Annotated in this window: 30 protein-coding genes; 17 read left to right on the top strand and 13 right to left on the bottom strand. The window is 68.3% G+C overall.

Annotated elements, in window-relative coordinates; all coding sequences use genetic code 11:
- Positions 1-8 precede the first annotated feature (8 nt).
- From N7I30_RS00675 to N7I30_RS00665, 3 genes are all read right to left on the bottom strand, one after another.
- Complete coding sequence (locus N7I30_RS00675; RefSeq protein ID WP_498637084.1) at positions 9-1304, bottom strand: ATP-binding protein; 1296 nt, start codon at positions 1302-1304, stop codon at positions 9-11.
- A gap of 175 nt (positions 1305-1479) precedes the next feature.
- On the bottom strand, positions 1480-2214 hold the full coding sequence (locus tag N7I30_RS00670) for a response regulator (protein ID WP_155898453.1): 735 nt from the start codon (positions 2212-2214) through the stop codon (positions 1480-1482).
- Positions 2211-2759, bottom strand: coding sequence for a MarR family winged helix-turn-helix transcriptional regulator (locus N7I30_RS00665; protein WP_228239808.1), 549 nt, complete (start codon positions 2757-2759; stop codon positions 2211-2213). The genes N7I30_RS00670 and N7I30_RS00665 overlap by 4 nt, the downstream gene beginning before the upstream one ends.
- Before the next feature lie 224 nt (positions 2760-2983).
- Between N7I30_RS00665 and N7I30_RS00660 the strand changes: the two genes are divergently transcribed.
- The gene (locus N7I30_RS00660; protein WP_024350441.1) at positions 2984-3874 is read left to right on the top strand and encodes a branched-chain amino acid aminotransferase; all 891 of its coding nucleotides are present in this window, start codon (positions 2984-2986) and stop codon (positions 3872-3874) included.
- A gap of 128 nt (positions 3875-4002) precedes the next feature.
- Entirely contained in the window at positions 4003-4644 is a 642-nt protein-coding gene (locus tag N7I30_RS00655) for an MBL fold metallo-hydrolase (RefSeq protein WP_024350442.1), read from the top strand.
- Positions 4645-4666: 22 nt separating this feature from the next.
- Here N7I30_RS00655 and N7I30_RS00650 read toward each other — a convergent pair whose 3' ends face one another.
- Complete coding sequence (locus N7I30_RS00650; protein WP_498636046.1) at positions 4667-5563, bottom strand: hypothetical protein; 897 nt, start codon at positions 5561-5563, stop codon at positions 4667-4669.
- 200 nt (positions 5564-5763) lie between these two features.
- Entirely contained in the window at positions 5764-5976 is a 213-nt protein-coding gene (locus N7I30_RS00645; RefSeq protein WP_040325802.1) for a cold-shock protein, read from the bottom strand.
- A gap of 335 nt (positions 5977-6311) precedes the next feature.
- On the opposite strand from N7I30_RS00645, the gene N7I30_RS00640 reads away from it, so the two are divergent.
- The 7 genes from N7I30_RS00640 to N7I30_RS00610 all read left to right on the top strand — a co-directional run bounded on the left by N7I30_RS00640 (position 6312) and on the right by N7I30_RS00610 (position 9787).
- Positions 6312-6947 (top strand): pyroglutamyl-peptidase I, encoded by a 636-nt coding sequence (locus N7I30_RS00640; RefSeq protein WP_187390508.1) that lies wholly within the window; start codon positions 6312-6314, stop codon positions 6945-6947.
- Positions 6948-7025: 78 nt separating this feature from the next.
- A complete protein-coding gene (locus tag N7I30_RS00635) occupies positions 7026-7847 on the top strand; it encodes a class I SAM-dependent DNA methyltransferase (protein ID WP_498636043.1) in 822 nt (273 codons plus the stop codon).
- 91 nt (positions 7848-7938) lie between these two features.
- Positions 7939-8076, top strand: coding sequence for a hypothetical protein (locus tag N7I30_RS00630; protein WP_155898565.1), 138 nt, complete (start codon positions 7939-7941; stop codon positions 8074-8076).
- 65 nt (positions 8077-8141) lie between these two features.
- Positions 8142-8441, top strand: coding sequence for a hypothetical protein (locus N7I30_RS00625; protein WP_024352083.1), 300 nt, complete (start codon positions 8142-8144; stop codon positions 8439-8441).
- 82 nt (positions 8442-8523) lie between these two features.
- Positions 8524-8976 carry a hypothetical protein gene (locus N7I30_RS00620; RefSeq protein ID WP_277027638.1) on the top strand — a complete coding sequence of 151 codons (453 nt, stop codon included), beginning with the start codon at positions 8524-8526 and terminating at the stop codon, positions 8974-8976.
- 22 nt (positions 8977-8998) lie between these two features.
- Positions 8999-9121 (top strand): hypothetical protein, encoded by a 123-nt coding sequence (locus tag N7I30_RS00615; protein ID WP_266102081.1) that lies wholly within the window; start codon positions 8999-9001, stop codon positions 9119-9121.
- 207 nt (positions 9122-9328) lie between these two features.
- On the top strand, positions 9329-9787 hold the full coding sequence (locus tag N7I30_RS00610; RefSeq protein WP_024352081.1) for a GNAT family N-acetyltransferase: 459 nt from the start codon (positions 9329-9331) through the stop codon (positions 9785-9787).
- 145 nt (positions 9788-9932) lie between these two features.
- Here the strand turns inward: N7I30_RS00610 and uvrB are convergent, their stop codons facing one another.
- Together uvrB and N7I30_RS00600 are read right to left on the bottom strand one after the other, a co-directional pair.
- Positions 9933-13229, bottom strand: coding sequence for an excinuclease ABC subunit UvrB (gene uvrB / locus N7I30_RS00605; RefSeq protein ID WP_228239812.1), 3297 nt, complete (start codon positions 13227-13229; stop codon positions 9933-9935).
- A 75-nt stretch (positions 13230-13304) separates the two neighbouring features.
- Complete coding sequence (locus N7I30_RS00600; protein ID WP_228239813.1) at positions 13305-14192, bottom strand: LysR substrate-binding domain-containing protein; 888 nt, start codon at positions 14190-14192, stop codon at positions 13305-13307.
- 120 nt (positions 14193-14312) lie between these two features.
- On the opposite strand from N7I30_RS00600, the gene N7I30_RS00595 reads away from it, so the two are divergent.
- The 3 genes from N7I30_RS00595 to N7I30_RS00585 all read left to right on the top strand — a co-directional run bounded on the left by N7I30_RS00595 (position 14313) and on the right by N7I30_RS00585 (position 17997).
- The gene (locus N7I30_RS00595; RefSeq protein WP_024352078.1) at positions 14313-15014 is read left to right on the top strand and encodes an SDR family oxidoreductase; all 702 of its coding nucleotides are present in this window, start codon (positions 14313-14315) and stop codon (positions 15012-15014) included.
- A gap of 288 nt (positions 15015-15302) precedes the next feature.
- Positions 15303-16334 (top strand): flagellin N-terminal helical domain-containing protein, encoded by a 1032-nt coding sequence (locus N7I30_RS00590; protein ID WP_228239814.1) that lies wholly within the window; start codon positions 15303-15305, stop codon positions 16332-16334.
- Between the two features lie 532 nt (positions 16335-16866).
- A complete protein-coding gene (locus tag N7I30_RS00585; RefSeq protein ID WP_024352076.1) occupies positions 16867-17997 on the top strand; it encodes a YihY/virulence factor BrkB family protein in 1131 nt (376 codons plus the stop codon).
- A gap of 109 nt (positions 17998-18106) precedes the next feature.
- Here N7I30_RS00585 and N7I30_RS00580 read toward each other — a convergent pair whose 3' ends face one another.
- A complete protein-coding gene (locus N7I30_RS00580; RefSeq protein ID WP_024352075.1) occupies positions 18107-18367 on the bottom strand; it encodes a hypothetical protein in 261 nt (86 codons plus the stop codon).
- A 521-nt stretch (positions 18368-18888) separates the two neighbouring features.
- On the opposite strand from N7I30_RS00580, the gene N7I30_RS00575 reads away from it, so the two are divergent.
- On the top strand, positions 18889-20097 hold the full coding sequence (locus N7I30_RS00575) for an extensin-like domain-containing protein (protein WP_498636039.1): 1209 nt from the start codon (positions 18889-18891) through the stop codon (positions 20095-20097).
- Between the two features lie 92 nt (positions 20098-20189).
- Positions 20190-20501 carry a YdeI/OmpD-associated family protein gene (locus N7I30_RS00570; protein ID WP_024352073.1) on the top strand — a complete coding sequence of 104 codons (312 nt, stop codon included), beginning with the start codon at positions 20190-20192 and terminating at the stop codon, positions 20499-20501.
- Between the two features lie 51 nt (positions 20502-20552).
- Here the strand turns inward: N7I30_RS00570 and N7I30_RS00565 are convergent, their stop codons facing one another.
- On the bottom strand, positions 20553-20798 hold the full coding sequence (locus N7I30_RS00565) for a YrhK family protein (protein ID WP_024352072.1): 246 nt from the start codon (positions 20796-20798) through the stop codon (positions 20553-20555).
- A 360-nt stretch (positions 20799-21158) separates the two neighbouring features.
- On the opposite strand from N7I30_RS00565, the gene N7I30_RS00560 reads away from it, so the two are divergent.
- Positions 21159-21494, top strand: a complete 336-nt coding sequence (locus tag N7I30_RS00560; protein WP_024352071.1) for a YnfA family protein — start codon at positions 21159-21161, stop codon at positions 21492-21494.
- 9 nt (positions 21495-21503) lie between these two features.
- Here N7I30_RS00560 and N7I30_RS00555 read toward each other — a convergent pair whose 3' ends face one another.
- The 3 genes from N7I30_RS00555 to N7I30_RS00545 all read right to left on the bottom strand — a co-directional run bounded on the left by N7I30_RS00555 (position 21504) and on the right by N7I30_RS00545 (position 22762).
- Positions 21504-21905, bottom strand: a complete 402-nt coding sequence (locus tag N7I30_RS00555; protein WP_009210213.1) for an acyl-CoA thioesterase — start codon at positions 21903-21905, stop codon at positions 21504-21506.
- A gap of 129 nt (positions 21906-22034) precedes the next feature.
- On the bottom strand, positions 22035-22307 hold the full coding sequence (locus N7I30_RS00550) for a DUF6522 family protein (protein WP_024352070.1): 273 nt from the start codon (positions 22305-22307) through the stop codon (positions 22035-22037).
- Positions 22307-22762: an Rrf2 family transcriptional regulator gene (locus N7I30_RS00545; RefSeq protein ID WP_024352069.1), complete on the bottom strand. Its 456-nt coding sequence runs from the start codon at positions 22760-22762 to the stop codon at positions 22307-22309. The genes N7I30_RS00550 and N7I30_RS00545 overlap by 1 nt, the downstream gene beginning before the upstream one ends.
- A 95-nt stretch (positions 22763-22857) precedes the next feature.
- Between N7I30_RS00545 and N7I30_RS00540 the strand changes: the two genes are divergently transcribed.
- A complete protein-coding gene (locus tag N7I30_RS00540) occupies positions 22858-23280 on the top strand; it encodes a group III truncated hemoglobin (RefSeq protein WP_024352068.1) in 423 nt (140 codons plus the stop codon).
- 3 nt (positions 23281-23283) lie between these two features.
- Here N7I30_RS00540 and N7I30_RS00535 read toward each other — a convergent pair whose 3' ends face one another.
- Positions 23284-24330 (bottom strand): ion channel, encoded by a 1047-nt coding sequence (locus tag N7I30_RS00535; protein WP_228239816.1) that lies wholly within the window; start codon positions 24328-24330, stop codon positions 23284-23286.
- 242 nt (positions 24331-24572) lie between these two features.
- Here N7I30_RS00535 and N7I30_RS00530 point away from each other — a divergent pair, with 242 nt between their 5' ends.
- Complete coding sequence (locus N7I30_RS00530) at positions 24573-24716, top strand: hypothetical protein (RefSeq protein ID WP_154653370.1); 144 nt, start codon at positions 24573-24575, stop codon at positions 24714-24716.
- Positions 24717-24741 lie beyond the last annotated feature (25 nt).

Below are 24741 nucleotides of genomic sequence, written 5' to 3'. Positions count from 1 at the left end.
GCGATCGGTCAGGCCGGGACGCGGATCAGTGCCCGCAGCCCGCCGAGCTTGGAATCTGACAAGAGGATGTCGCCGCCGAAACTGCGGGCGATGTCACGGGCAATGGCAAGCCCCAGTCCGGTGCCGCCGCTGTCGATGTTGCGCGCGGTGTCGAGCCGTACGAAGGGCTTGAACACCTCCTCGCGCTGTTCGGCGGCAATGCCCGGCCCGTCGTCCTCCACCGTGATGGTCAGCCAGCGATCCTCGTGGGTCGCCGCGACCTTGACGTGATCGCCGTGACGCATGGCGTTGGTGACAATGTTGGTCACCATGCGCGTGAAGGAATCCGGTCGCACCGCGATGCGCGGGTCACCGTCGATCACCAGTTCCAGATGCTTGCCCTTGAGCTTGGCTTCGTTGCGGAATTTGGTCAGCATCGGGGCCAGATCGAGTTCGCCGATCTCCTCGGCCGCCTCGTTCCGGGCGAAGGCCAGATAGCCTTCCAGCATGCGCTGCATCTCGTCGACGTCCGCGTTGAGTTCGTCCCGGTCCTCGCCTTCGCCGAGCAGCGCCAGCTGCAGCCGGAAGCGGGTGAGAATCGTCCGCAGATCGTGGCTGACGCCAGTCAGCATGGCGGTCCGCTGTTCCATCTGCCGTTCGATCCGGTCGCGCATCTGGATGAAGGCGAGCGATGCGCGCCGGACTTCCGACGCACCGCGGGGCCGGAAGTCCGGCGGCATCGGCTGGCCGCGGCCGAAGCCTTCTGCCGCGGCCGCCAGGGTCTGAATCGGCCGGATCTGGTTTCGCAGGAACAGCACGGCGATGATCATCAGCACTAGCGACGTACCGACCATCCAGACGAGGAAGATGTGCGTGTTGGACGCATAGGCGGAGTTGCGCGTGGCGAAGATCCGCATGACCCGGTCGTCCAGCCGGATGCGGATCTCGACGATCTTGGAATTGCCGACGGTGTCGATCCAGAAGGGGCGGCCGATCTGCCGGGTCAGTTCCTCGCTGAGAATGCCGTCGAGGATATTGAAGAACGGCTTCGGGGCAGGCGGGGGCAGCGGCTCGGCGGGCAGCACCGAGACGTTGAGGTCGAGATTGTTGCGCGCGATGCGGATGATATCGCTGTAGTCCGAGCCGGGCGGCCGCGTCTGCACCAGTGCCGTAATCGCGGCGATATCCTGCACCACCGCTTCCGACAGGCGCTGGGTGACGAGCTGCCAGTGACGCTCCATAAACACCACGGTGACGACGCACTGCAGGAGGACGACCGGCGCCATGATGATGATCAGCGACCGGGCATAGAGGCCCTTCGGCATATAGCGCTGGATGATCCGCGGGATCGGCCGCAGTGGGCCCCGCCAGATGTCGAGCGACGGGAGCCGACCGATGCGCCAGCTCCGGCCGGTCTCCTGCGCAGTCGTCGCATCGCGGCGGAACGGGTTCCACCGGGGCCGTTGCTGCATGAGCCGTCCGAGAACCGACATGGCCTGCTCAGTCCGTGTTCAGGCGATAGCCGATGCCGCGCACGGTCTGCAGCCAGAGCGGGTTGGCCGGATCGCCCTCGATCTTGCGTCGCAGACGGTTGATCTGGACGTCCACGGTACGCTCGCCGACCTCGGTTTCGTCGCCGAGGAGATCCTGCCGGGGGATCGTCTCGCCCGGATTGCCGGCGAATTGCGACATCATCGCCTTCTCTCGGTCGGTCAGGCGGATGATTTCGCCCCCGCGCTTCAGTTCGCAGCGGGAAAGCGAGAAGGTGAAGGGACCGAAGCGGATATGCTCGAGCTTCTGGATCGGCGCCTGGCTGCCGCGCCGCAGGATGTTGTTGACCCGCAGCAGCAATTCGCGCGGGTCGAAGGGCTTGGCCAGATAGTCGTCGGCGCCGGCTTCCAGGCCCTCGATGCGATGCTCGGTCTCCGAGCGCGCCGTCAGCATCAGCACCGGCGCCTGCCGGTTGGTGCGCAGCGATCGGACCAGCTCGATCCCACTTTCGCCGGGCATCATCACGTCGACGACCAGGAGGTCGAAGTCGAGCCCTTCCAGGATCCGCCGCGCCTCGGCGGCATCCGCGGCCACGGAGACCCGGAACTGCTGTTCGCTGAGGAACCGCAGCAGCAGCGAGCGGATCCGGCGATCGTCGTCGATGACGAGGATATGGGGCGCATCGTCGCCGAGCGGCGAGGGGGCCTGCCGCGGCACCGCCTTCGTCTCCGTCATCTCGCTCATAGCGGCTCCTTTCGGTCGATGCCCTTTTTCCTGAACCACTCGCGCGTCGTCGGTCGATCGTCGGCCATCTCCATCAGGAAAGCGCCGATCGGTCCGGCATCGCCCGGCGAGGTATTGCCCAGCGCCACCTCGATGCGCCGCGCCTGCGCCCGCGACAGTTCCAGCGTCAGCTCGCGCCCGCGTTCGGTCGGGAACAGGCAGCGTTGGCGCCGATCCTCGACGCCGGGCATCTGCCGCACGAAGCCGCCATCGATCAACTGGCGCAACACTCGCGACAGCGACTGCTTGGTTATCTGGAGCAGGTCGAGGAGTTCGGCGATGGTCATCCCCGGATCGCGGTTGACGAAATGCAGCACCCGGTGATGGGCCCGGCCGAAACCATAGCGCATCAGGATCGAGTCCGCGTCCGTAGTGAATTCCCGATAGGCGAAGAACAGCAGCTCGATCATGCGAAAATCGAGCTCGCCCCGAGTGGGCAGCGGCTCTCGCACGATCGCGTCCTCGGCGTCCGGCACGCGATCATCGGAGGTCAGGGCGGCATCCATAATTTAGGTCAGCAGTGTTGACGTAATTTGGTTCCATTGTTACACCTTGCCTGCGAGAGTGGAAACCGTCGCTTGCGACCATTCCCCTCCCGGCCCATTGTCGGCTTCGGGCTGTCCGCGTCAGGGAAGACCGGACGCAGTCGGCAGACAAGCCACGAATCGGTCAGAAGCCGATCGCCGTTACACCACGGATAGGGAGGACGCCGGGACAGGCGTCGACAACCATGAGCAGTGTTCCATTCGACCAGCTTGACGGCGAAATCTGGTACAACGGCGAGTTCCTGCCGTGGAAAGACGCCAAGGTCCACGTTCTCACCCATGGTCTGCACTACGCCAGCGCCGTGTTCGAAGGCGAGCGCGCCTATGGTGGCACGGTCTTCAAGCTGCGCGAGCACACCGAGCGGCTGATCGCATCGGGCCGCATGATCGGGTTCGAGATTCCCTACAGCGCCGACGAGATCGACGCGGCGACGAACGAACTCCTGGTGCGCCAGGGCTTCACCGATGCCTATGTCCGTCCGATCGCCTTCCGCGGGTCCGAGATGATGGGCGTGTCGGCGCAGAAGAACCGGATCAACGTCGCGATCGCCATCTGGCAGTGGCCGAGCTATTTCGATCCGGAGCAGCGGATGAAAGGCATCCGCCTGGACCTCGCCGAATATCGCCGTCCCGATCCGCGCACCGCGCCGTCGAAGGCCAAGGCGACCGGCCTCTACATGATCTGCACCATCTCCAAGCACGCGGCCGAGGCCAAGGGCTATGCCGACGCGCTGATGCTGGACTGGCGCGGCCAGGTGGCCGAGGCGACCGGTGCCAACGTCTTCTTCGTCAAGGACGGCATCATCCACACGCCGACGCCGGACTGCTTCCTCGACGGCATCACCCGCCGCACGGTGATTGAACTGGCCAAGCGCCGCGGCATCGAAGTGCGCGAGCGGGCGATCATGCCCGAGGAACTGGCCGATTTCGACGAGTGCTTCCTCTGTGGCACGGCCGCCGAGGTCACGCCGGTGTCCGAGATCGCCGAATGGCGCTTCACGCCGGGCGAGACGACGCGCCGGCTGGTCGAGGACTATACCGCCGTGGTGCAGCCCCAGCGCGCCGCCGCCGAATAGGCGGAACACCCTCTGCTTTACACCATCTGCTTTCCGGCCGCGGCACTCGCTGCGGCCGGTCGCATGCTTGCCTCCGCCGTCTGCCCCGCGTTAACAGCCGGGCACAGCAACCGACGCCCGAGGCCCCCGTGACCACACTCAACGCCCAGATCGTTCCCGTCACGCCATTCCAGCAGAATTGCTGCATCCTCTTCGATGCCGAGGACAAGGTCGGCGTCGTGGTCGATCCCGGCGGTGACGTCGACCGGATCGTGGAGGCCATCGAGAAGGCCGGGATTGCCATCGAGGCGATCTGGCTGACCCACGGCCATATCGACCATGCCGGCGGGGCGATGGAGCTGAAGGAGCGCCTCGGCGTCGACATCGTCGGCCCGCACAAGGCCGATGCTTTCCTGTTGGCGGGACTGTCAGAACAGGCGCGGATGTTCGGAATTCCGGGCGCGGTCCGCAATTGCACGCCGGACCGCTGGCTGGAGGAGGGCGAGACGCTTACCTTTGCCGGCCATCGCTTCGAGGTACTGCACACGCCGGGACATGCACCGGGCCATGTCGTCTTCTACAACCGGACCGCCGCATTCCTGCACGCCGGCGACGTTCTGTTCTCCGGCTCGATCGGCCGCACCGATCTGCCCGGCGGCGACCATGCGACGCTGATCGCCTCGATCAAGGACAAGGTCCTTCCGCTCGGCGACGATGTCGGCTTCATCTGCGGCCACGGGCCCGGCGGACGCCTTGGCGACGAGCGCCGCGGCAATCCGTTCCTGACCTGAGGCGCCTGGCTCCTCGTCTCCGTCAGTCGCAGAACTGCGACTGACCCTGTGCGTCGACATAGGTCCCGTAGTCGGGGTCGAAGCTCTCATGCTCGCTCGTGCAGCGGTCCAGCCATTCGCGGGTCCAGGGGGCGGCGCGATCGATCCGTTTCGGTTCGGCACGCGCAGTTGGCCGAGGCACGTCGGCGCTGTCGGTTGCGAGCGCCGCGACGCGTTGACCATATCCGGGGGCGATCCGGATGATCTGCGGCCCGCCGATCTTGTAGATGACCTCCACGCCGGAGGCCGGCATCGGCCGGCGGTCGAGCCGCGCACTCTCGACGTCGATGATCTTCGCTTTCGTTCGCATCCGGTTCGCGCTCTTTCCAGACACTTGGGTGGCCGAGCCGTAACCGCGGTCGCCAAGGTCACTGGTGATGACGGTGAACGAGCCGGACGAGCGCTGGACGGTCCTCGGAGCCGCGACCTCCCGCCAGCCGCGACCGCGACGCAGGCGCCGGTCGTCGATCAGGATGTCCGGTTCGACGACGACCGAACCCCCGTCTTCGAGAAACTCTTCCCGCTCGTAGGAATAGACGATATCGGCCGGCGTGCGGATCGATCCGCCGTCCCTCAGGAATTCACGATCACCGCCTGACCTGAAGAAGATGTCGGGTCGTCTGCCGATCCCCCCGCCATCGTCGAGAAATCCGTCGCGGCGCTGGCCGTTCCGGACTCCGCGCCGGGGCTGCAGGGGACCGCCGCCGTCGAGGAAGCCACCTGTCGGGTCGCTGGACTGCGGTCGCGAACTGCTGCCGCCGCCGCCATCGAGATAGGTCTGGGCGCTGGCGGGTGCTGTTGCGAGGAACATGGCGGTGAGGCTGGCGATCACAGCGATATGGCTGGATCTGGCGCGGGCCTCTCGGTGGCGTTGAGACATGGATTGCACTCCCGTTTTCGCCTTTTGCTGGCGTTCGGGTGTGGCCTTGCACGTGGCGTGCCAGACGTTTCCGTATCGAACTGGTACAGGATTGGTGCCTGGAAAGGAAAGCCCGGCGCAAACGCGTAACGGGCTTTCCCAGTCTAGGTCTCACGATGAGGCGGCAGGGGGAAGCCTACCGCGACTACCGTGAGACGAGTTCAGTCTGCGGCGAGATTAACGGCCTTCGGACCCTTGCCGCGCTTGTCCGGCTCGGTGTCGTAGGAGACCTTCTGGTTCTCCTCGAGCCCCGGCAGGCCGGAGGCCTGAACGGCGGAGATATGGACGAAGATGTCCGCGCCGCCATCGTCGGGCTTAATGAAGCCGAAGCCCTTTTCGGTATTGAAGAACTTGACCGTACCGGTCTGTGCCATCGTCGGTATCCCTTATCCTGGCATTACGAGTCGCCGTTTGGCGGTGGCAGGCAAGTCTTGACTAGGAAAGGAACCGATACATCGTGGCCTGAAATTGTACCGCAGACCACCCGGAGGATGCGCCTCCGATACGCAGTTCGTCCATGACCCTTGTTCGCGAGATTGCCCGAAGCCTCCTTCATTGCTATCCCGTTTCCGGCCCGACGAGCGACGTATTCAGGGCGCGTGTCGCGTGCCATTTCGGGACAGGCAATACAGCTTCCACCATCCAAAACCCGCTGTAAAGACGGATCGACGCCGCGATCGGCGGGCTCTTCCCAAGGCATTCATCTCAAATGAAAATACTCGTTTGCGGATTTTCCTCCTTCCCCGGTGCGCCCCACAATCCGACGGAAGCGATGGTGCGAACCCTCGAATCCGACCCGCGCCACGGTGAAGCGTTTCGCGCCGCCGTCCTGCCGGTGGAGTGGGAAACGAGCTGGCCGCGCCTGCGAACCCTGATCGAGACCCTGGCACCGACCAGCGTCGTCCTGTTCGGTCTGCACAAGCGGGCCGAGCGGCTGCGCATCGAACGGGTCGCCCGCAACCGCCGCAAGCTCGGACAGGCCGATGCGACAGGCGCGTTTCCCGCCGGGCCGGCGGTGCTCGACGGACCGGAGGCGCTCGCCTGCCGGATGCCATGGGAGACCGTGACATCGGCACTGCGCGGCGCCAGCGTGTCCTTCGAATGGTCGTCGGATGCGGGCGGCTATCTCTGCAACGACACGCTCTACCGCTTGGCCTTCAACGCCGATGCGCTCGGGGTGCGCAATTTCGGCTTCTTCCATGTGCCGCTGAGCGACGAGGCGGCGGCGCAGGCCGACGAGATCGACGGGATGCCGGAGATCTTCTGCAGCATGCCGGCGGCGCGGATTGCCGCCGCGGCGCTGGCCCTCGTGAACGAACTGGGCAGCGGCACGGCCGCCGTCTGATCCACAGAGCCATGCGGGTCGGCTGTCGCCGGCCTCAACTTTGCCCTAAGAGGCACCGCGACACCCATAGGAGCGGCAATGAGCGACACCCCCATCGACGAGGCGGCCCTGGCCGAAGCCTATGAAGAGGCGCTGACGCTGGAGAAGGCCGGCGACCGCACTGCTGCGGCCGACGCGTATCGCCGCTGCCTGGCGCTCGATCCGGACGACCATGCCGGCGCCGCCGTGCGGATGGCGGCGATGGGCGAGGGCGAGACGCCGGCCTCGGCGGGCGACGCCTATGTGGCGACGCTGTTCGACCAGCATGCCGACGATTTCGAGGACATCCTGGTGCGCCAGCTCGGCTATGGCGTGCCGGGCCTCATCGCCGAGCGGCTGGCGGCGGTCGCGCCGGGACCCTATGAGCGGGCGCTGGATCTCGGCTGCGGAACGGGCCTGGCCGGCGAGGCGCTGCGGGACCGGATTGCGACGCTGATCGGCGTCGATCTGTCGGAAGGCATGATCGAGACCTGCTTCGACAAGGGTGTCTATGATCATCTCTATATCGGCGAGGCGGTCGGCTTCCTGGAGGAATTCGACGAGCCCGAGCCCTTCGATCTCGTCGTGGCGACCGACGTGCTGCCCTATCTTGGCGGGCTCGATCCGCTGTTTGCCGCGACCTCGGCGCGAATGAGCGGCGGCGGCATCTTCGGCTTCTCGACCGAGACCATGCCGGACGCGACTTTTGGCGCACGGGACTTCATGGTCGGGCCGCACCAGCGCTTTCACCACAAGGAGAGCTACGTGCGCGACCGGATGGCGGCACATGGCTTCGAGACGCTGGAGGCGACGTCGATCGTCGTGCGTCGGCAGGAGGGCGAACCGGCGCCCGGACATCTGGTGCTCGCCCGCAAGCGCTGAGGGCGCCGTTCACGCAGGCGTGCGTCACATCGCGGCAACTCCGGCGGGGCCGGACCGTTCTGCGAGCAGATCCAACCTGCCGGAGACCGTCATGCGAAGAATTCTTACCATCACCACCGCCTGCGTGCTTCTGGTCGCGGCCGGCTGTCAGGGCACGCGCTCGGCCAACAGCTCCGCCGATCGCGGGACGCCGTCGGGCGGGATCGTGCCGGGGCAGATCTCCGACTGATGGCCTGCAACGCGGATGGCCGCTTGCGCGTTGTGGCCGGTATCGAAACAGGAAGGACTCCCACTATGCGCCGCATGCTTGCCGCTCTCCTTGCCACCGCGCTCATGACACCGGTGCTGCCGGCCGCCGCCCAGGAGCCGGTGGGCGTGCGCCTGTCGGAGCGCGAGAAGCAGCAGTCGCGCCGTGTCGTGCTGCCGGACGGGCGCGTCGTGCTGCGGCCCTACAGCCCCGGCTTGCCGTGGCTCTACGGCGTGGGCAGCGTTTACGGCAAGGCATCGGCTCAGCCGCTGGTGAACGGCGTGACGCCCTCGGTGATGGCTGACACGCCGGCCGGCGGCATCGTGCCGGGACAGAACCCGCACTGACCGGGGCGCCGCCGCCGATGCTGCTGGACAGGGGCAGGGCGCCGGGCGAGATTGCGCGACATTCCTCCTTCGGACCGCCCCGATGACCGCATCCGCCTGCTTCCTCCGCCTCCTCTCGGCGCTCACAATCCTCGCCCCGGCCTTGCCCGCCGCCGCCGATCCCGGCGCCGAGGCGGCGGGGCGCGCCTTCTATACGCCGCCCTTCGACGCCGAGCGCGAGTCGGACCGTTTCACCGGCGCCGCGCGGGAGACCCTGGAGCGGCACGAAGCCGAGGCGGCCGGTGGCGACATCGGATGCCTCGACTTCTCCTTCGTCATCGACGGGCAGGATTTCGTCGACACCGAAGTGACCGAGACGCTGACGCTCGCAAGTACTCCGACCGGCGATGACGCGGTGGAGGTGACGGCGCGGTTCAGCAATTTCGAACAGGCGCAGGCGATTGTCTGGACCGTGACCGAGACACCGGCCGGCTGGAAGATCGCCGACGTGGCGAGTCCGGCCGGCGGCTGGCATCTCGCCGAACTCTGCCGATAGTTTTCCTTCAGGAGCCGACCCGATGAAATTCCTTCCCCTTCTTGCCCTGTTGATGCTGGGCGCCTGCGCGACGCCGTCCGACGAGGTGCGCAGCGCCCGCTGGGAGAACAATGCCGCGATGATGGACGGCGCCGTTCCGCGCTGACGGCCGGTGGTGCCGTCGTCAGCGTTGGCGGCGGTGGTGAGGGTTTGGCATGGGTCCCCGGGTCAGGCCCCGGGGATGACGCCGGAGGGGGACTGCTTCCGGGACGCTTCGAGCGGCCGGTTTCGGGCGTTCAGGCGGTTGAAACGGCGGCTGGTCCGTGCGAGGGGCGCGCCCAACTTCCCTGACGACACCGCCATGGAGCCGCCCGTGTCCGACCTTGCCCTTCGCGCCAATGCGCCCTTCGACCTGGCACCGCTCGCCCGGCTGCTGGTCGAGGCCGACGACCTCGCCCTGGTCAATCCCAACGCCAAGCATCCGTTCGACCCGCTGGAATGGCGGGAGAAATGGCTGAACGAGGCCGACGACGCCTCCTTCTACCTGGTCGACGCGACCGGCCGCGAGGTCGGCTTCTTCGCCCTGCGGGTCGGCATCGGGCCGGAGGTGCGCCACCTCGTCTATGTCTTCGTCGAGGAGGCGGCCCGCGGCGGCGCCGGGGCGCAGCTGGCGGCGCTGGCCGAACAGGCCGCCCGCGATCTCGGCGCCATCTCGGTGACGCTGAAGGTCGAGCTCGACAACGAGCCGGCCTTGCGGGTCTACGAGGCCGCCGGCTACGAGGAACTCGGCCGCCGCAACGGCATGGCCACCATGCGCCGCGACTGGGGCTAGGGGGGGCGCTCCCATTCCTTTGCAGTAGCCCCTCATCCTGAGCCTGTCGAAGGGCGCTTGGCGCTGTGTTCGGCTGGAGGTGTGATCCCCGATCCTTCGACAGGCTCAGGATGAGGGATCAGGGGGCCGTGGGCCCGTCGCCGTCCTACCGCCCCGGGCGGCCGGTCTTGCCGGGCCGGCGCTTGCGCTTCTGGTCGGCGGGGTCCTCGTAGGAGCCGCGGCCGATGCGTTCGCGGCGGATGGGGGCGGCGTCACCTGAGGTGGTGCGTGGTTCGACAGGCTCACCATGAGGGGCGTTGGGGCCCGTGCCCCTGCCCATGCCCGGACCCGTGCCGGAGCCGGTGTCCGCCGCGGGTGAGGCTGTGTCCGTAGGCTTGCGGGTCGCCGGCTTTTTCGGGGCGGGCTTGCCGACCGGCTTTTCGGTGCGACCGACGGTCATTTCGTCCAGCGAGTTCTTGCGGAACAGGCCCGGCCGGTCGGGACGCGCCGTGTCGGTGCCCGGGCCCATGTCGTCGAGGGACGGCTTCTGGAAATACGAGCCGGCAGTCGTGTCGCCGCCCGGCTGGCCCGACGGGCCGTCGGTCGGCGCGCTGGCGTCATGGCCGGCGGGGGAGGCGGCGGCGTCGCCGGGCCTGGGCGGGCGGGCCAGCGGCGCCGGGCGGCGGTCGGAGCCTTCGCCGCGGGGTTTCAGCGGTTCGCCGCGCGGGCCGAACCGTTCGCCGCCGGCAGGCTGGCGGTCGCGCTTGGTCTTGCGGCCGTATTTGGAGCGGCCGGTGACCGGGGAGATCGCCTCCTCCTCCAGTTCGGCGGCCATCGCCATGGGGTCGGCGGCGTCGATGACATTGCCGCCGCCCTTGGCCTTCTTGCCGCCGGAGCCGGAATCGCCGCCGGGCAGGCCGCCGAATTCCAGCTCCTTGGCCTGCAGCCGCTTGATCTCGTCGCGCAGCCGGGCGGCGGTCTCGAAGTCGAGATCGGCGGCGGCGTCGCGCATCTGCTTTTCCAGATGCTCGAGATGGCTCTTGAGATTGTTGCCGACCATGGCGCCTTCCTTGGCGCCCGGGCCGACATCGACCCGCACATGGTCCTTTTCGTAATAGCTGTCGAGAATGTCGGCGATCTGCGCCTTCACCGAGGCCGGGGTGATGCCGTGATCGGCATTGTAGGCCTCCTGCTTCTCGCGGCGCCGGTTGGTCTCGGCGATGGCCCGCTCCATCGAGCCGGTGGTGCGGTCGGCATAGAGCACGACCTTGCCGTCGACATTGCGCGCGGCGCGGCCGATGGTCTGGATCAGCGAGGTCTCGGAGCGCAGGAACCCCTCCTTGTCGGCGTCGAGAATGGCGACGAGACCGCATTCGGGAATGTCGAGGCCCTCGCGCAAAAGGTTGATGCCGACCAGCACGTCGAAGGCGCCGAGGCGGAGATCGCGGATGATCTCGATGCGCTCCAGCGTGTCGATGTCCGAATGCATGTAGCGGACGCGGATGCCCTGCTCGTGGAGATATTCGGTGAGGTCCTCGGCCATGCGCTTGGTCAGCACCGTGGCGAGGACGCGGTAGCCCTTGTCGACGGTGTCGCGGATCTCGCCGACGAGGTCGTCGACCTGGCTGCGGGCCGGGCGGATCTCCACCGGCGGGTCGATCAGGCCGGTGGGGCGGATGACCTGTTCGGCGAAGACGCCGCCGGCCTCCTCCATTTCCCACGAGCCGGGGGTGGCCGAGACCGCGACGGTCTGCGGCCGCATGGCGTTCCACTCCTCGAAGCGCAGCGGCCGGTTGTCCATGCAGGAGGGCAGGCGGAAGCCGTATTCGGCCAGCGTCGCCTTGCGGCGGAAGTCGCCGCGATACATGGCGCCGATCTGCGGCACGGTGACGTGGCTCTCGTCGATGAAGACCAGGGCGTTGTCGGGCAGGTATTCGAACAGGGTCGGCGGCGGGTGGCCGGGCTGGCGGCCGGTGAGGTAGCGCGAATAGTTCTCGATGCCGGGGCACGAGCCGGTGGCCTCGATCATCTCGATGTCGAAGCGGGTACGCTGCTCGAGCCGCTGGGCTTCCAGCAGGCGGCCGGCCTTTTCCAGCTCGACGAGGCGGTGGCGCAGCTCCTCCTTGATGAGGCGCACGGCCTGGTTCAGCGTCGGCCGCGGCGTGACATAGTGGGAGTTGGCGTAGATCTTCACCGACTTGAGGTCGTCGGTCTTCTGGCCGGTCAGCGGGTCGAACTCCTGGATCGACTCGATCTCGTCGCCGAACAGCGAGATGCGCCAGGCCCGGTCTTCCAGATGGGCCGGGAAGATCTCGATCGTGTCGCCGCGCACCCGGAAGGAGCCGCGCTGGAAATCCATGTCGCGGCGCTTGTACTGCTGGGCGACCAGGTCGGCGAGGAGCTGGCGCTGGTCGAGCCGGTCGCCGATCGACATCTGGAACGTCATCGCCGTGTAGGTCTCGACCGAGCCGATACCGTAGATGCAGGAGACCGAGGCGACGATGATGACGTCGTCGCGCTCCAGGAGGGCGCGGGTGGCGGCGTGGCGCATCCGGTCGATCTGCTCGTTGATCGAGGATTCCTTCTCGATGAAGGTGTCGGAGCGCGGCACGTAGGCTTCCGGCTGGTAATAATCGTAATAGGAGACGAAATACTCGACGGCATTGTCCGGGAAGAACGCCTTGAACTCGCCGTAGAGCTGCGCCGCCAGGGTCTTGTTGGGGGCAAGGATCAGCGCCGGGCGCTGGGTCTTCTCGATGACATTGGCGACGCTGAAGGTCTTGCCCGAGCCGGTGACGCCGAGCAGCACCTGGGTCTGGTCCTGGTCTGTGATGCCGGAGACGAGGTCGGCGATGGCGGTCGGCTGGTCGCCCTGGGGCGTGTAGTCCGAGGCGATGCGGAACGGCACGCCGCCCTCGGACTTGTCGGGCCGGGCCGGGCGGTGGGGCACCCAGATCTCGCCGTTCTTCAGCAGCGGATTGCCCTCGGAGATCAGCTTGGTGAGGGCGTCGACCGTGGCGGTGACGCCGCCCTCGGGCAGGCCCTTGGCGTCCTCGAGGCTGAGATCCATGCCGGCGACCGGATTGAGCCCGGCGGCGGCGCGCTGCTTGGGATCGCTGGTGCCGCCCATCGAGGTGCCGCGCGACGTCTTGCCGGGCCGCGCGCCGGCGTTGGCCGCCGTCTTGCCGGACTTGGCGGCGGGCTTCGCCTTGGCCTTCGCGGGCTCGGGCTCGGCGGGTGCTTCGCCGTCGGCGACATGCTCGGCCGTGGTCTCCAGCCCCTGGGCGATCTCGTCGGCCCAGCCGGAGACCGGCCCGGCAAATTCCTGCGCCGCCGCGAAATCGGCCTGCGGGGCTTCCGCGAAGCCGCCGCGCCGCGCCGGCGCGCTCGGATCGAAGGGCGCCTCGTCCTCGGCGGTGTCGGAGGCGGGACGCGAGCGGGTGGTGCGGGATCTGGAAGCCATGGCGGAACATATAGGGACCGGCCCCCGGGGTTGGAAGCCGGGCGAACGGGGCAAATTGCGGCGGCGTGCCGGCGTCTACGCGGCGCGCTGCCGCAGCAGCCAGGCGCGGACCTCTTCGACCGCCGCCGGCTGGCGGGCGCGCGGCGTGACGACGTGGAAATCGCTGTCGCCGCGCAGCGATTGCGGCACGGCGAGGACAAGGCGCCCGGCGGCCAGATCCTGCGCGACCAGGAAGCGGCTGGCGAGGGCGACGCCCTGTCCGGCGATGGCGGCGTCGATGGCCAGGGCGGTCTGGTTGAAGCGTACGTGCCGGGCAGTGTCGGGCAGGCGGGTTCGCAGGATCGTGTCGGCGAATTGCGGCCACAGATCATGGGCGTCGTCGAGCAGCACCATTCCGTCGAGCGGTGCGGTGCCGGAAGACGCGGCCAGCGCCGTCGCCAAGGCCAGGGCACAGACCGCGACGATCTCCTGAACGAACAGCGGATCGGCGCGCAGGCCCGGCCCGAAGGGCGGGCGCCCCTGCCGCACGGCGAGATCGACGCCGTCGGACTGGAAGTTCGCGAGGCGGTCCGAGGCGGAAATCCGCAACTCGATGTCGGGATGGGCGACCGCGAAATCCGGCAGGCGCGGGATCAGCCATTTCGCCGCGAAGGTCGGCGTGACGCTGATGGTCAGATGGCGCGGCGCCGATTTGAGGGCGGCCGTCGCGTCGGCCATCAACTCGAAGGCCCGTCCGAGCTGGGCGGCATAGGCCCGGCCCTGGTCGGTCAGCGCCAGGCCGCGCGGCAGGCGGTCGAACAGCGACAGGCCGAGTTCGGCTTCGAGCCCGCGCACCTGCTGGGCGACGGCGCCCTGCGAGACGCGGAGCTCCTCGGCCGCCAGCCGGAAATTGCCATGGCGGGCGGCGACCGCGAAGGCGCGCAGGCCGTTCAGCGGCGGCAGGCGGGGAGAGCGTCCGTGCATCCAGTAGATTTCCTGCAGTGTGACAGCCGAACTTCTGCATAGTCCCGATCGGAGGGCGGTGCCAGAATTGCCCGATCGAAGCCCCGCCGCCCGGCGCGGGCCGAACGGAAAGGCATCCAGATGACCCAGAAGGTAGCGATCGTCACGGCCGGTGGCAGCGGCATGGGTGCGGCGACGGCGCGACGCCTGGCGGCGGATGGTTTTCGCGTCGCGATCCTGTCGTCCTCCGGCAAGGGCGCGGCGCTGGCCGAGGAACTGGGCGGCTTCGGCGTGACCGGGTCGAACCGCTCGCCGGACGATTTGCAGCGGCTGGTCGACGGGACGATGGATCGCTGGGGCCGCATCGACGCGCTGGTAAACAGCGCCGGCCACGGCCCGCGCGGGCCGGTGCTGGATCTCACCGACGACGACTGGCACGAGGGCATGGAGGTGTATTTCCTCGGCGCGGTCCGGCCGATCCGGCTGGTGACGCCGATCATGGTCGCCCAGAAGGCCGGCGCCATCGTCAACATCTCGACCTTCGCGGCCTTCGAGCCGGACCCGGTGTTCCCGACCTCCGGCGTCTTCCGGGCCGGGCTGGCCGGCTTCGCCAAGCTCTTCGCCGACCGCTACGCCGCCGACAATGTGCGCATGAACAACGTCCTGCCGGGCTTCATCGACAGCCTGCCGGAGACCGACGCGCGCCGCCAGCGCGTGCCGATGGGCCGCTACGGCACCAGCGCCGAGATTGCCGCGACGGTGGCGTTCCTCGTCTCGGAGGGCGGCGGCTACATCACCGGCCAGAATTTGCGCGTCGACGGCGGCATCACGCGGTCCGTCTGAGGGGCTGTTCGCGGAATTCGATCGGAAGAACCGGGGGCCGTAACCGCCGTCGCGCCGCGCGCGAGGCGGCCTCGCGGGCGGCGGGTTGCAATGCGCGATCGGTGCACGGCTAAGTTATATAAGGTCTTGGTAACCATGAAAATTAGCACGTCGGATATAATCTAAGGCGCACTTATAGTTCAAGACAGGGCGGGAGAGAAAGTCATCTCGCAGACATGATGTCGTCCTGTCTTTCCGGGGAGCCGGAATGTCCCTTCAAACCTGTTATGCGTATGGGACTTCGAACAGATGACCTCGATCAATACCAATACATCGGCCATGACGGCGCTGCAGAGCCTGTCGATGATCAACAGCAACCTCGACCAGACCCAGAACCGGATCTCGACCGGTCACCGGGTGGGCGCAGCCTCCGACAATGCCGCCTACTGGTCGATCGCGACCACGATGCGGTCCGACAACAAGGCGCTGGGCGCCGTCGAGGACGCCCTCGGCCTCGGCCAGGCCAAGGTCGACACCGCCTATACCGGCATGAACGCCGCCATCGATGTGGTCGACGAGATCAAGGTCAAGCTGGTCGCGGCCAAGGAGCCCGGCGTCGACCGCAACAAGATCCAGTCGGAGATCGGCGAGCTGCAGAAGCAGCTGGCCTCGATCGCCACCTCGGCCTCCTTCTCCGGCGAGAACTGGCTGAGCTTCAACGACGTCGAAGGCACCTCGAAGAGCGTCGTCGCCTCCTTCAACCGCTCGTCGGCCGGGGCCGTCAGCGTCGGCACCATCGACATCGACACGTCAGGGCTCAAGCTCTTCGGTGACAATTCGAGTGCTGTCCCGGCGACCCTCTACAAGAACGGCATCCTCGACGTCCGCACCCTGGGCACGACGATCCTGGACAATGACGGCAATGAAGCGACGTTGGGAGATCAGTTGATCCTCAACGTCTCCGGCCTGGATATCTCGACCACGGCGCTGAACCAGGCGAAGGTGAACGCCGCCACGGGCGAGGCTGTCGCTGGCCAGCCCAACTACCTCTCGGTCGATGACGTGCTCAGCAAGATGATCACCAATGTCGAGACTGCGCTCGGCAAGATGACCACCGCCGCTTCCAACCTCGGCGCCGCCAAGAGCCGCATGGATATCCAGTCGGAGTTCGTCTCGAACCTGCGCGATTCCATCGAGAAGGGCGTCGGTACGCTGGTGGATGCGGACATGACCGAAGAGTCGACCCGCCTGAAGGCGCTGCAGACCCAGCAGCAGCTGGGCGTCCAAGCCCTGTCCATCGCCAACAATTCCTCGCAGTCGCTGCTGTCGCTCTTCCGTTAAAAGGCGGCAACCGGACGCTGAGATTGACGGGTCCGGCCGCAAGGCCGGGCCCGTTTTTGTGTGCGGGGCGGGCAGGACCAACAGCCGTCAACTTGGGCGGCTTCGGGCGATATCGTCGTTCACCACTGCGGTATGCGCTGTCCGCTTCAAGCCGAAAGCCGACCGGCAGCTCTGGGGGGGCGCCGAGCAGCTGCCCTTCCGCTTCCGACCACAGCTGACATGGATCCGATCCGCGAACTCCCATACGGGCCCGCAGCATGGCGCTGCATCATGAGGCCGGACAGATGGCAGCGCCCGACTACGCCAATACCCACTTTACCTCTTGCTTCTTCGGGGGCGTCCACAGATGTCATTCTGCAAATCCTTCGCGCGTCTTACTCCGTTTGATCGCCGGCTCCCGCAGCCGAATACCGGATTTCCCTACGGTGCCGCGCTGGCCTGACGACGTCACCACCCACCTCGCCGCAATGTGGCAACGGAATGGCGTTCGGGCCGTTTGTCCTGCGAATGGACGAACCAAGGAGCGCAATTGATGACGAGTGATACCCGGAACGCGGCGGGGCGGGCCGACCAGGCGGGCAGGGGGCGCGGGGCCGTGCGGCCGTCGCAGATTCCCGCCGCGGGCTGGAAGGACGTGGCCTGGCGGGTCTTTGCCGAGATCAGCGACGACCGGGTGATGCTCGTGGCGGCCGGCGTGACCTATTACCTGCTGCTGGCCTTCGTCCCGGCCCTGTCGGCGCTCGTCTCGGTCTATGGCCTGTTCGCCGATCCCGCCACGGTGCAGGAGCACGCCGCGATGCTGCAGGCGCTGATCCCCGGCGGCGGCATGGAGATCATCAACGAACAGCTGACGCGGCTGGCCTCGCAGGGCAACACCACGCTGGGCTTCACCTTCGTCATCTCGCTGGCCATCGCTTTGTGGAGCGCCAATGCCGGCATGAAGGCGCTGTTCGAGGCGATGAACGTCGCCTATGACGAGGCGGAAAAGCGCAGCTTCGTCACGCTGACCCTGACCTCCTTCGTCTTCACGCTGGGGGCGATCGTCGCGGCGATCCTGTTCATCGGCCTCGTCGTCGGCCTGCCGCTGGCGCTTGACCTCCTGGGCATCGGCACTGACACGAAATGGCTGGTCAGCATCGCCAGCTATGCCGCGATCTTCCTGCTGGTGTCCTTCGGCATTGCGGCGCTGTACCATTGGGGCCCGAGCCGCACCCGCGCCAAATGGCGCTGGATCACCCCGGGCACCGTGCTGACGGTGGTGGTGATCGTCGTCGTCTCGCTGCTGTTCTCCTGGTACGTCGCCAATTTCGGCTCCTACAACGCCACCTACGGCTCGCTGGGCGCGCTGATCGGCTTCATGACCTGGATCTGGATCTCCACCACGATCCTGATCGTCGGCGGCGAGGTGAATGCCGAGATGGAGCACCAGACCGCCCGCGACACGACCCGCGCGCCGGCGCAGCCGCTGGGCTCGCGCGGCGCCACCATGGCCGACACGGTTGGCCGGGCGTCGGTGTCGCTGGAGGAGCCGGACCTGCCGACCCGGCGCGAGGAGCTGGAAGACTTCCTGCACCGGCGGCGCGGCACGGCGAAGATCGTGGCCGTGGCGCTGCCGACCGCCCTGTTCCTGACCTGGATCATGCGCAACCGCGAGCGCGCCTGAGGCATGCCGGCCGCGGCGGCGCGGCCGGATGACGGTCAAACGTGGGGGATCGGCTCCGTCCCGGCCCGCCCGGACGCCGGCCTGGCGCCCGCGGCCAGCGATGCGGGCGTCAGGCGGCGCTGTAGCGCTTGCGATAGGCGGCGAAATCGTCGCTGCGATATAGCGCGTCGACCTCGTCCATGGTCAGGGAGGTCTCGTCGGTGTCGATCGAGACGCTGTAGCGGGGCGTGTCCTGGTCTTCCATCGCGCTGCAGATCGCCTCGGCCAGCGTGTCGAAGCGCTTGTGCGAGACGCCGCCGCGCGGGCTGACGCGGCGCGCCGACTTGGCCCAGAAGAAATCGGCGGGCAGATCGAAATTCAGGGAAGACATACGTCAGCTCCGTTGGTTGGACGCCGCGCGCGCCCGTCGGGCGCTGCGTCCCCCTCATATAGGGCGCCGGTTCGCATTGACCTGTAAATGGCCGGCCGGCGCCGCGCCGTTCAGCCGAGGTTCAGCCACCGGCCACCATGCTGGCGGCCATGATCACCATTCGTCATCGCCCCGCTTCGGCCCCAGACCGCTGGTCGCTCCGCCCTTCGCGGACCGCACCGGGCCGGTCGGTCGCGCCGTCCTCCGGCGAGCGCTGCGGGGCGGCCGGGGGCGTGCCCGGGCCGCTCTCCGCCGAACCGCCCATGGCCCGCGCCGCCCGGCGGCTGCGCCAGGCCGAGGCCGGCTGGCTGGCCACCGCGCTGCGCGACGACGGCCGCGCCTGACCCGCCGCGTCGGCCGCTTGCGGGCGGGCCGCGCTGTTCCATCCCGGCACAAAGCGCCGCCTGTTCATTCTTCGCTTACCAAACCCGGCTAGCTTTCGGCTGTCCGCTCGAGTTTCGCGGAAGACGAAAGGCCATCGCATGGTATCGCGTATTCGCGAATGGCGCTTCGCTGCGCTCGCCGTCGCCTGTATCGTGACGGCGAGCCTTTCCTCGCAGCATGCCGCCGCCCAGACAGGCTTCGCGCCCCCGGTCCCGCCCGGCGACATTCCGCAATCGGGCGGCATGGTCTGGGGTGGCCACGTTCCGTCGGCCGGCGAGGGCTACCGGCCGAGCGTCGCACGGCCGGATGGCGTCGCCGCCGCGCCGCCGGCGGCCCCCGAACCGCTTGCCGCGACCCAGCCGATCGTCCGCGCCGCGCCGGCAGCCCCGGCAGCCCCAGCCGCCGCCGCGTCGTCGGCCTCGACGACGAGCTCGCTCTATCAGGATCTTCTCGGCCGCCGCGCCAGCGTGCCCGCCGCCGCGCCGCTGCAGCCGGCCGGCAATGGCGCCCTGCCGCCGCTGGACGCGCCCCGCAGCGTCGGCGGCGAGACAAGCTCAGCCGCGCCGGCCGCCGATCCCTGGACCGGCCTAAAGGCGGTGACCGCCGCACCGCCGCCGCAGCGGCGCGACGCGCCGGCGACCCCGAAGATCGTGCGGCAGCGCAGCGTCGTCGCCTCGCTGGGGGAGGCGCGCAAGCCGGCCCCCCAGAGCCCGGTGCCGGGTCGCGGCGCGCTGGAGAACCAGACGCCGAGCGGCTACCGCGCCATGCCGCGCTCAGAAGCCATGTGCCGGACGGCCCTGCGCAAGATGGGCGTGAGCTTCGTCGACATCGATCCGGTCAGCAGGGGCAAGTCCTGTGGCATCGCCCATCCGGTGAAGATCACCGCGATCGCCAGGGGCGTCGCCATGAAGCCGGCCGCGACGATGAACTGCGCCGCCGCCGCGCGGATCTCGCAGTGGGTCGAGGACGAGGTGAAGTCCGCCGCGCGTTGGAAATTGTGGAAGCGGCCGACGGCGGTGCTCAACGCCTCCTCCTATCGCTGCTCGCGCATTGCCGGTTCGCGCACCGTCTCCGAGCACGCCAAGGGCAACGCCCTCGACGTGCGCGGCTTCGCCTTTTCCGACGGCTCGGTGGTGGCCGTGGAGAAGAAAGGCTTCTTCTCCTTCCGCGAGAAGGGTTTCCAGAAGGCCGTGCGGCTTTCGGCCTGCCGCTATTTCGGCACGGTGCTGGGGCCGGGCTACAATTACGACCACCGCGACCATCTGCATCTCGACGCCAAGAACCGCCGCCGCGTCGTCTGCAAATAGGCGCCGGGACGGGTTGCGGCGGCGCCGGCCCGGATCGTAGGGTCGCCTGACTTTATGAACCTGCAACCGGACGAGACATGCCGGGAGGCATCATGGCCGATGATTTTCCGCAGGGGACGGTCCACCGGGCCGGCGAGGACATGCAGGCGGCGCTGACGGCGGAGCCGGAGGTGCTGGGTCTGTGGCAGAAGCTGACGCCGCTCGGGCGCAACGAGTTCATCTGCTGGGTCGAGGACGCCAAGCAGGCAAAGACGCGGCAGCGGCGCATCGAACGCACCATCGACGAATTGCGCGAGGGCCGGAAGCGGCCCTGCTGCTGGGCCGGCTGCATCCACCGCACGGACAAGGCGCCGAGCCCGTGGCAGCAGGCGGTGCTGATCGACGGGAAGACACGCAAGGGGTGATCCGGGCGGCGAAGGGCTGCGGCAGGCCGGCTTGGCGGACGGCGCCTCGGGCTAGCCCGCGTCCGCTGCGCGCTTGTCGCGGCGCTTTTCCTTCGCCTCGTAGATCGTCTTGGCGAGTTCGCCGAGGGAGCCGAGGAACATGCCGGTGGAGCCGGCGACGAACATCCAGACGGCCAGCGTGTACCACTCCTCGAAGGCCTTGAAGAACAGCACCGAGCCGATGACGAAGAGGAGATTGCCGACGAGGCCGATACCGAGATGGATGTAGCCGAAGTCGCGCACGAGAATTTGCAGCATGTTGGACCTTCGGAATGCGTGGCGTCTGTGCGGTGACGACGGCAGGGCGACACCCGCTGGCTTGCCTGTCTGAGGCGGCCGGCGCGCCGATCCCTGCCGGTACGGCATAACGGTCCCTGCCACGACAAGGCAACCGGGCGGCGGTGTCCTTGCTGCGGGATCGACCACCAGGAAGGGGTCGCCGGCTTGTCCGGGTGATGCTGCGCCGTGCAGGGCAGGCGGCTTGCCGGCCGACGCGGCGGTGACATCCCTGCAGCCGTCGCGGTCTCGCGGTTGCGGGCGGCTTGCCGCTGATGCAATGCGTCTGGGTCGCGCAGCGCCGAGCCGAGCTGGGCCGCGTTCCGCGCTAGGGGAGATCCGATGACGCCCGCATTCACCGCCGTCACCTATGTCGCGGCCGCGCTGGCCGAGATCGCCGGCTGCTTCGCCATGTGGTCATGGCTACGGTCCGGTGCCTCGGCGCTCTGGCTGGTGCCGGGTCTGGCCAGCCTGGCGCTGTTCGCCTTCCTCCTGACGCTGGTGCCGGTGGAGGCGGCGGGACGGGCCTATGCGGCCTATGGCGGCGTTTATATCGCCGCCTCGCTCGGCTGGCTGTGGCTGGTGGAGGGCAGCCGACCGGACCGCTGGGACATGGCCGGCGCCGGGCTCTGCCTCGTCGGCGCGGCGATCATCCTGTGGGCGCCGCGCGGTGCCTGACAGCGGGGCTCAGTCGGCGATGGTCTCGGCCGGCACGGCGGTCGGGCGGCCCTCGTCGTCGATCGCCACCATGACGAAGGTGCCCTCGGTGACCTTGGTGCGCTCGTGGCGGGCGCGGCCCTTGGCCCAGGCCTCGATGGACAGGGTGATCGAGGTGCGGCCGACCTTGTCGATGGTCGAATAGACGCAGAGCGTGTCGCCGATCTTCACCGGCTTCTTGAAGATCAGCGTGTTGACCGCGATGGTGGCGACGCGGCCGCGGGCCCGCTCGGCGGCGCGGATGCCGGCGGCCAGATCCATCTGCGACATCACCCAACCGCCGAAGATGTCGCCATTGGCATTGGCGTCGGCCGGCATGGCCGGCAGCCGGATGGTCAGTTCGCCCCGGGGCTGTTCGTCGGTCTCGTCCATCGCGCGTCTCCTCATTGGCCCGAATGGCATAGCAGACGCGGCGGGACTTGGCAGCGGTGACGGACGGATCGCGCGGGGGTGCGGGCGAAGCGGCATCCTGGCCGAGCCTGCGGCGGCGTTCGGCCGCGATCAGCTCTGGCAGGGCGGGGCGCCGCTCTCCGGCTCTTCCGGGACCAGATGCCCGTCGGGCTGGCGGATCAGCACCCGGCGCTGGCCGCGATAGCGGAAGACTAGCCGGTGGCGCCCGGCATCGGCGCCGACGCCGCGCTCGACCGTGCCGCGGACATTGCCGCGGCGCAGCTCGGTCCGGAAGAAGGCCACCGGCAGGCCGAAGGCGGCGGCCACCGCCGTGCTGTCGACCTCGACGTCGCCAGAGTCGTCCTGGGGAGCGTGGTCGGCCATCAGGCGCGCGCCGCCACGCGCGGCGCATTGCCCGCCTCGGCCAGCGGGAACAGCGACAGGATGTCGATCTCGCGTTTCGGCAGGTCGGCGAAGCTGTAGCGGTCGAGGACGGCGAGGAAGGCGGTGACCGCTTCGGCGAGGACGCCGCTCATACCGCAGGCCGGCTGGATGATGCAGCGGCCGCAATCGGCGAGGTCGAACCCGTCCTCGGTCGCCCGCACCAGCTCGCCGACGGAGATCTGCGACGCGGGACGGGCAAGGCGGATGCCACCGGCGCGCCCGCGCAGGGTCGTGACATAGCCGGCCTTGCCCAGTTCGTGGACCACCTTGGTCAAATGGTTGCGCGAAATGCCGTAGGCCTCGGAAATGTCGGCCACCGAGGAGAGGCCGTCGGGCCGCGCGGCGAGGTAGATCACGACGCGCAGCGCATAGTCGGTGTAGCGGGTAAGGCGCATGCGCCGGGCTCCCTTTCGCTGTGCCGATAAAACATATATCAGAAATACATGTTTAGCCAGCGGCGTCGTCCGCCGGCCTGCCGCGAGGTCGCCCCATGTCCGAGGACCGCATTGTTTCGCCGATCGTCGACGAGGATTCGCTGCGCCTGCTGGTCGCTGATTTCTATGACCGGGTGCGCGCCGACCCGGTGCTGGGGCCGGTGTTCGAGGGGGCGGTGACGGACTGGCCGGCGCATCTGGAGCGGCTGACGGCCTTCTGGTCGTCGGTGATGCTCACCTCGGGCCGCTACAAGGGCAATCCCTTCGCCGTCCACCACCGCCATCGCGGCGAGATCGATCTCGCCATGTTCGACCGCTGGCTCGGCCTGTGGCGCGAGACGACCAGCCGGCGCTTTCCGGCGGCGACGGCCGCGGTGTTCCACGAGAAGGCGGAGCGGATCGCTGACAGCCTGAAGGCCGGGCTGTTCTTCCGGCCGGAGCTCGCCGATCTGCGGCCGGCCCATCCGCGCAGCCAGTGACCGTCAGTCGGTGTTTTGACGGGTCTGCCGCTCCAGGGCGTCGTCGTCGCTGTCGCAGCGATTGATCGCCTGCCAGTACCAGCCATCGCTCTGGACCAGCGACAGGAGCAGGCGGCGATCGACCGATCCGGAATGGCCGGCGGGCACCCCGTCCATGCCGGCGGCCGGCGCGGGGCGGGCGGCATCGTCGCCATGCAGCCGCGGCGGCTCCTCACGCGACAGCTTGATGTGGCCGGAGCGCAGCGACCAAAGGAACGAGGTGATCGCCGACTGGCAGCGGATCATCGACAGCCGGTCGGGCTGGCGGTCGGCGGGCACGGTGGCGGCGATGCTGTCGATGGCCTCGCTGAGCGCGGCGAGGCGCAGCGGCAGCGCCGCCGCCGCTTCGCCCGAGTGGAAGTAATGCAGCGCCGGATAGGCCAGATGCTGCTGGCCGAGGGTGATGATGTTCGGGGACAGCGTATCGAGGATGCTGGCGAGCCGCCCATAGCCGTCGCCGTCCCGGCACTGGCTCAGAATTCCGTCCGGCGTGCTGCCGAGGCCGTGAATGGTGATCGCCAGCTGGCGCTTGGCGACCGCCGCCGAGATCACCGGCACGAGATAGGTGACCGACAGGGTCAGGGCGAGAAGGCCGTTGGCGGCGCAGAGCGCGGTGAGCAGCTGCCACAGCGCGCCCGACGGCTGGAAATCGCCGAGGCCGAGGGTCGTCAGCGTGTAGCCGGCGACATAGAGCATTTCCACCGCATCGGCCGGCGCCTTGGTCTGGGCGTTGACGATGCCGTCGCCGCCGCCGAGGAAGATCAGCCACCAGCCGAGCCACAGGCCGACAAACCAGACCAGCGCCGAGCCGGCGAGAATGAGCGGGCCGGCGGCCGACAGGAGCCGATGACCGCGCTCGTCGCCATCGGAAATCCGGAGCGCCAGCCGCCACGCCCCCTGCATGGACCAGGCGGTGAGCGGGCCGGCGCCGCGGGCCGTCAGGGTGGTCAGGCCGATTTCGATGATGGTCCAGGCGACGAGGGCCGCGCCGAGAAGCGAGAGAAGGATCATGGCGAGTGTTCCGGATCGGGGCCGTGAGGGAAGCGGTGAAGAGGACGCGTCCAGCGCCAACGCGGCACGCTGCGATCCGATCCCGAAAACGTGAAGCGGGTTGAGGCGGCAGCGGCGGGAAGGCGGTGCGCTGCGCCGATCGCGGCAATCCTGCATGGCTGCCTTGCACGCGGCCCGGTGCCACGTGCCCCCGGCGCGGCCTATCTGTTGCATTGCAACATGAAACAGACCGGAGACCCATCATGGCCCCTCAGACTTCTCCCAGCCGTCCCCGCCGCTTCCACCAGCGCGTTGCCGGCTTCTTCGTCGAGGCTGCCGCGGTCATCGAGGATGCCCGCCGCATGCGCGACGAGTATCGCCGCAACCATCGCGGCATGATCGAGTAGGCAGGATCGACACCGGCGCCGTGTG

Origin of the sequence: Aurantimonas litoralis, from assembly GCF_026153195.1 — a bacterium.
GTDB lineage: Bacteria > Pseudomonadota > Alphaproteobacteria > Rhizobiales > Rhizobiaceae > Aurantimonas > Aurantimonas coralicida.
The sequence above is the reverse complement of the archived record's forward strand: the minus strand, read 5'-3'. Positions and strand labels throughout refer to the sequence as shown.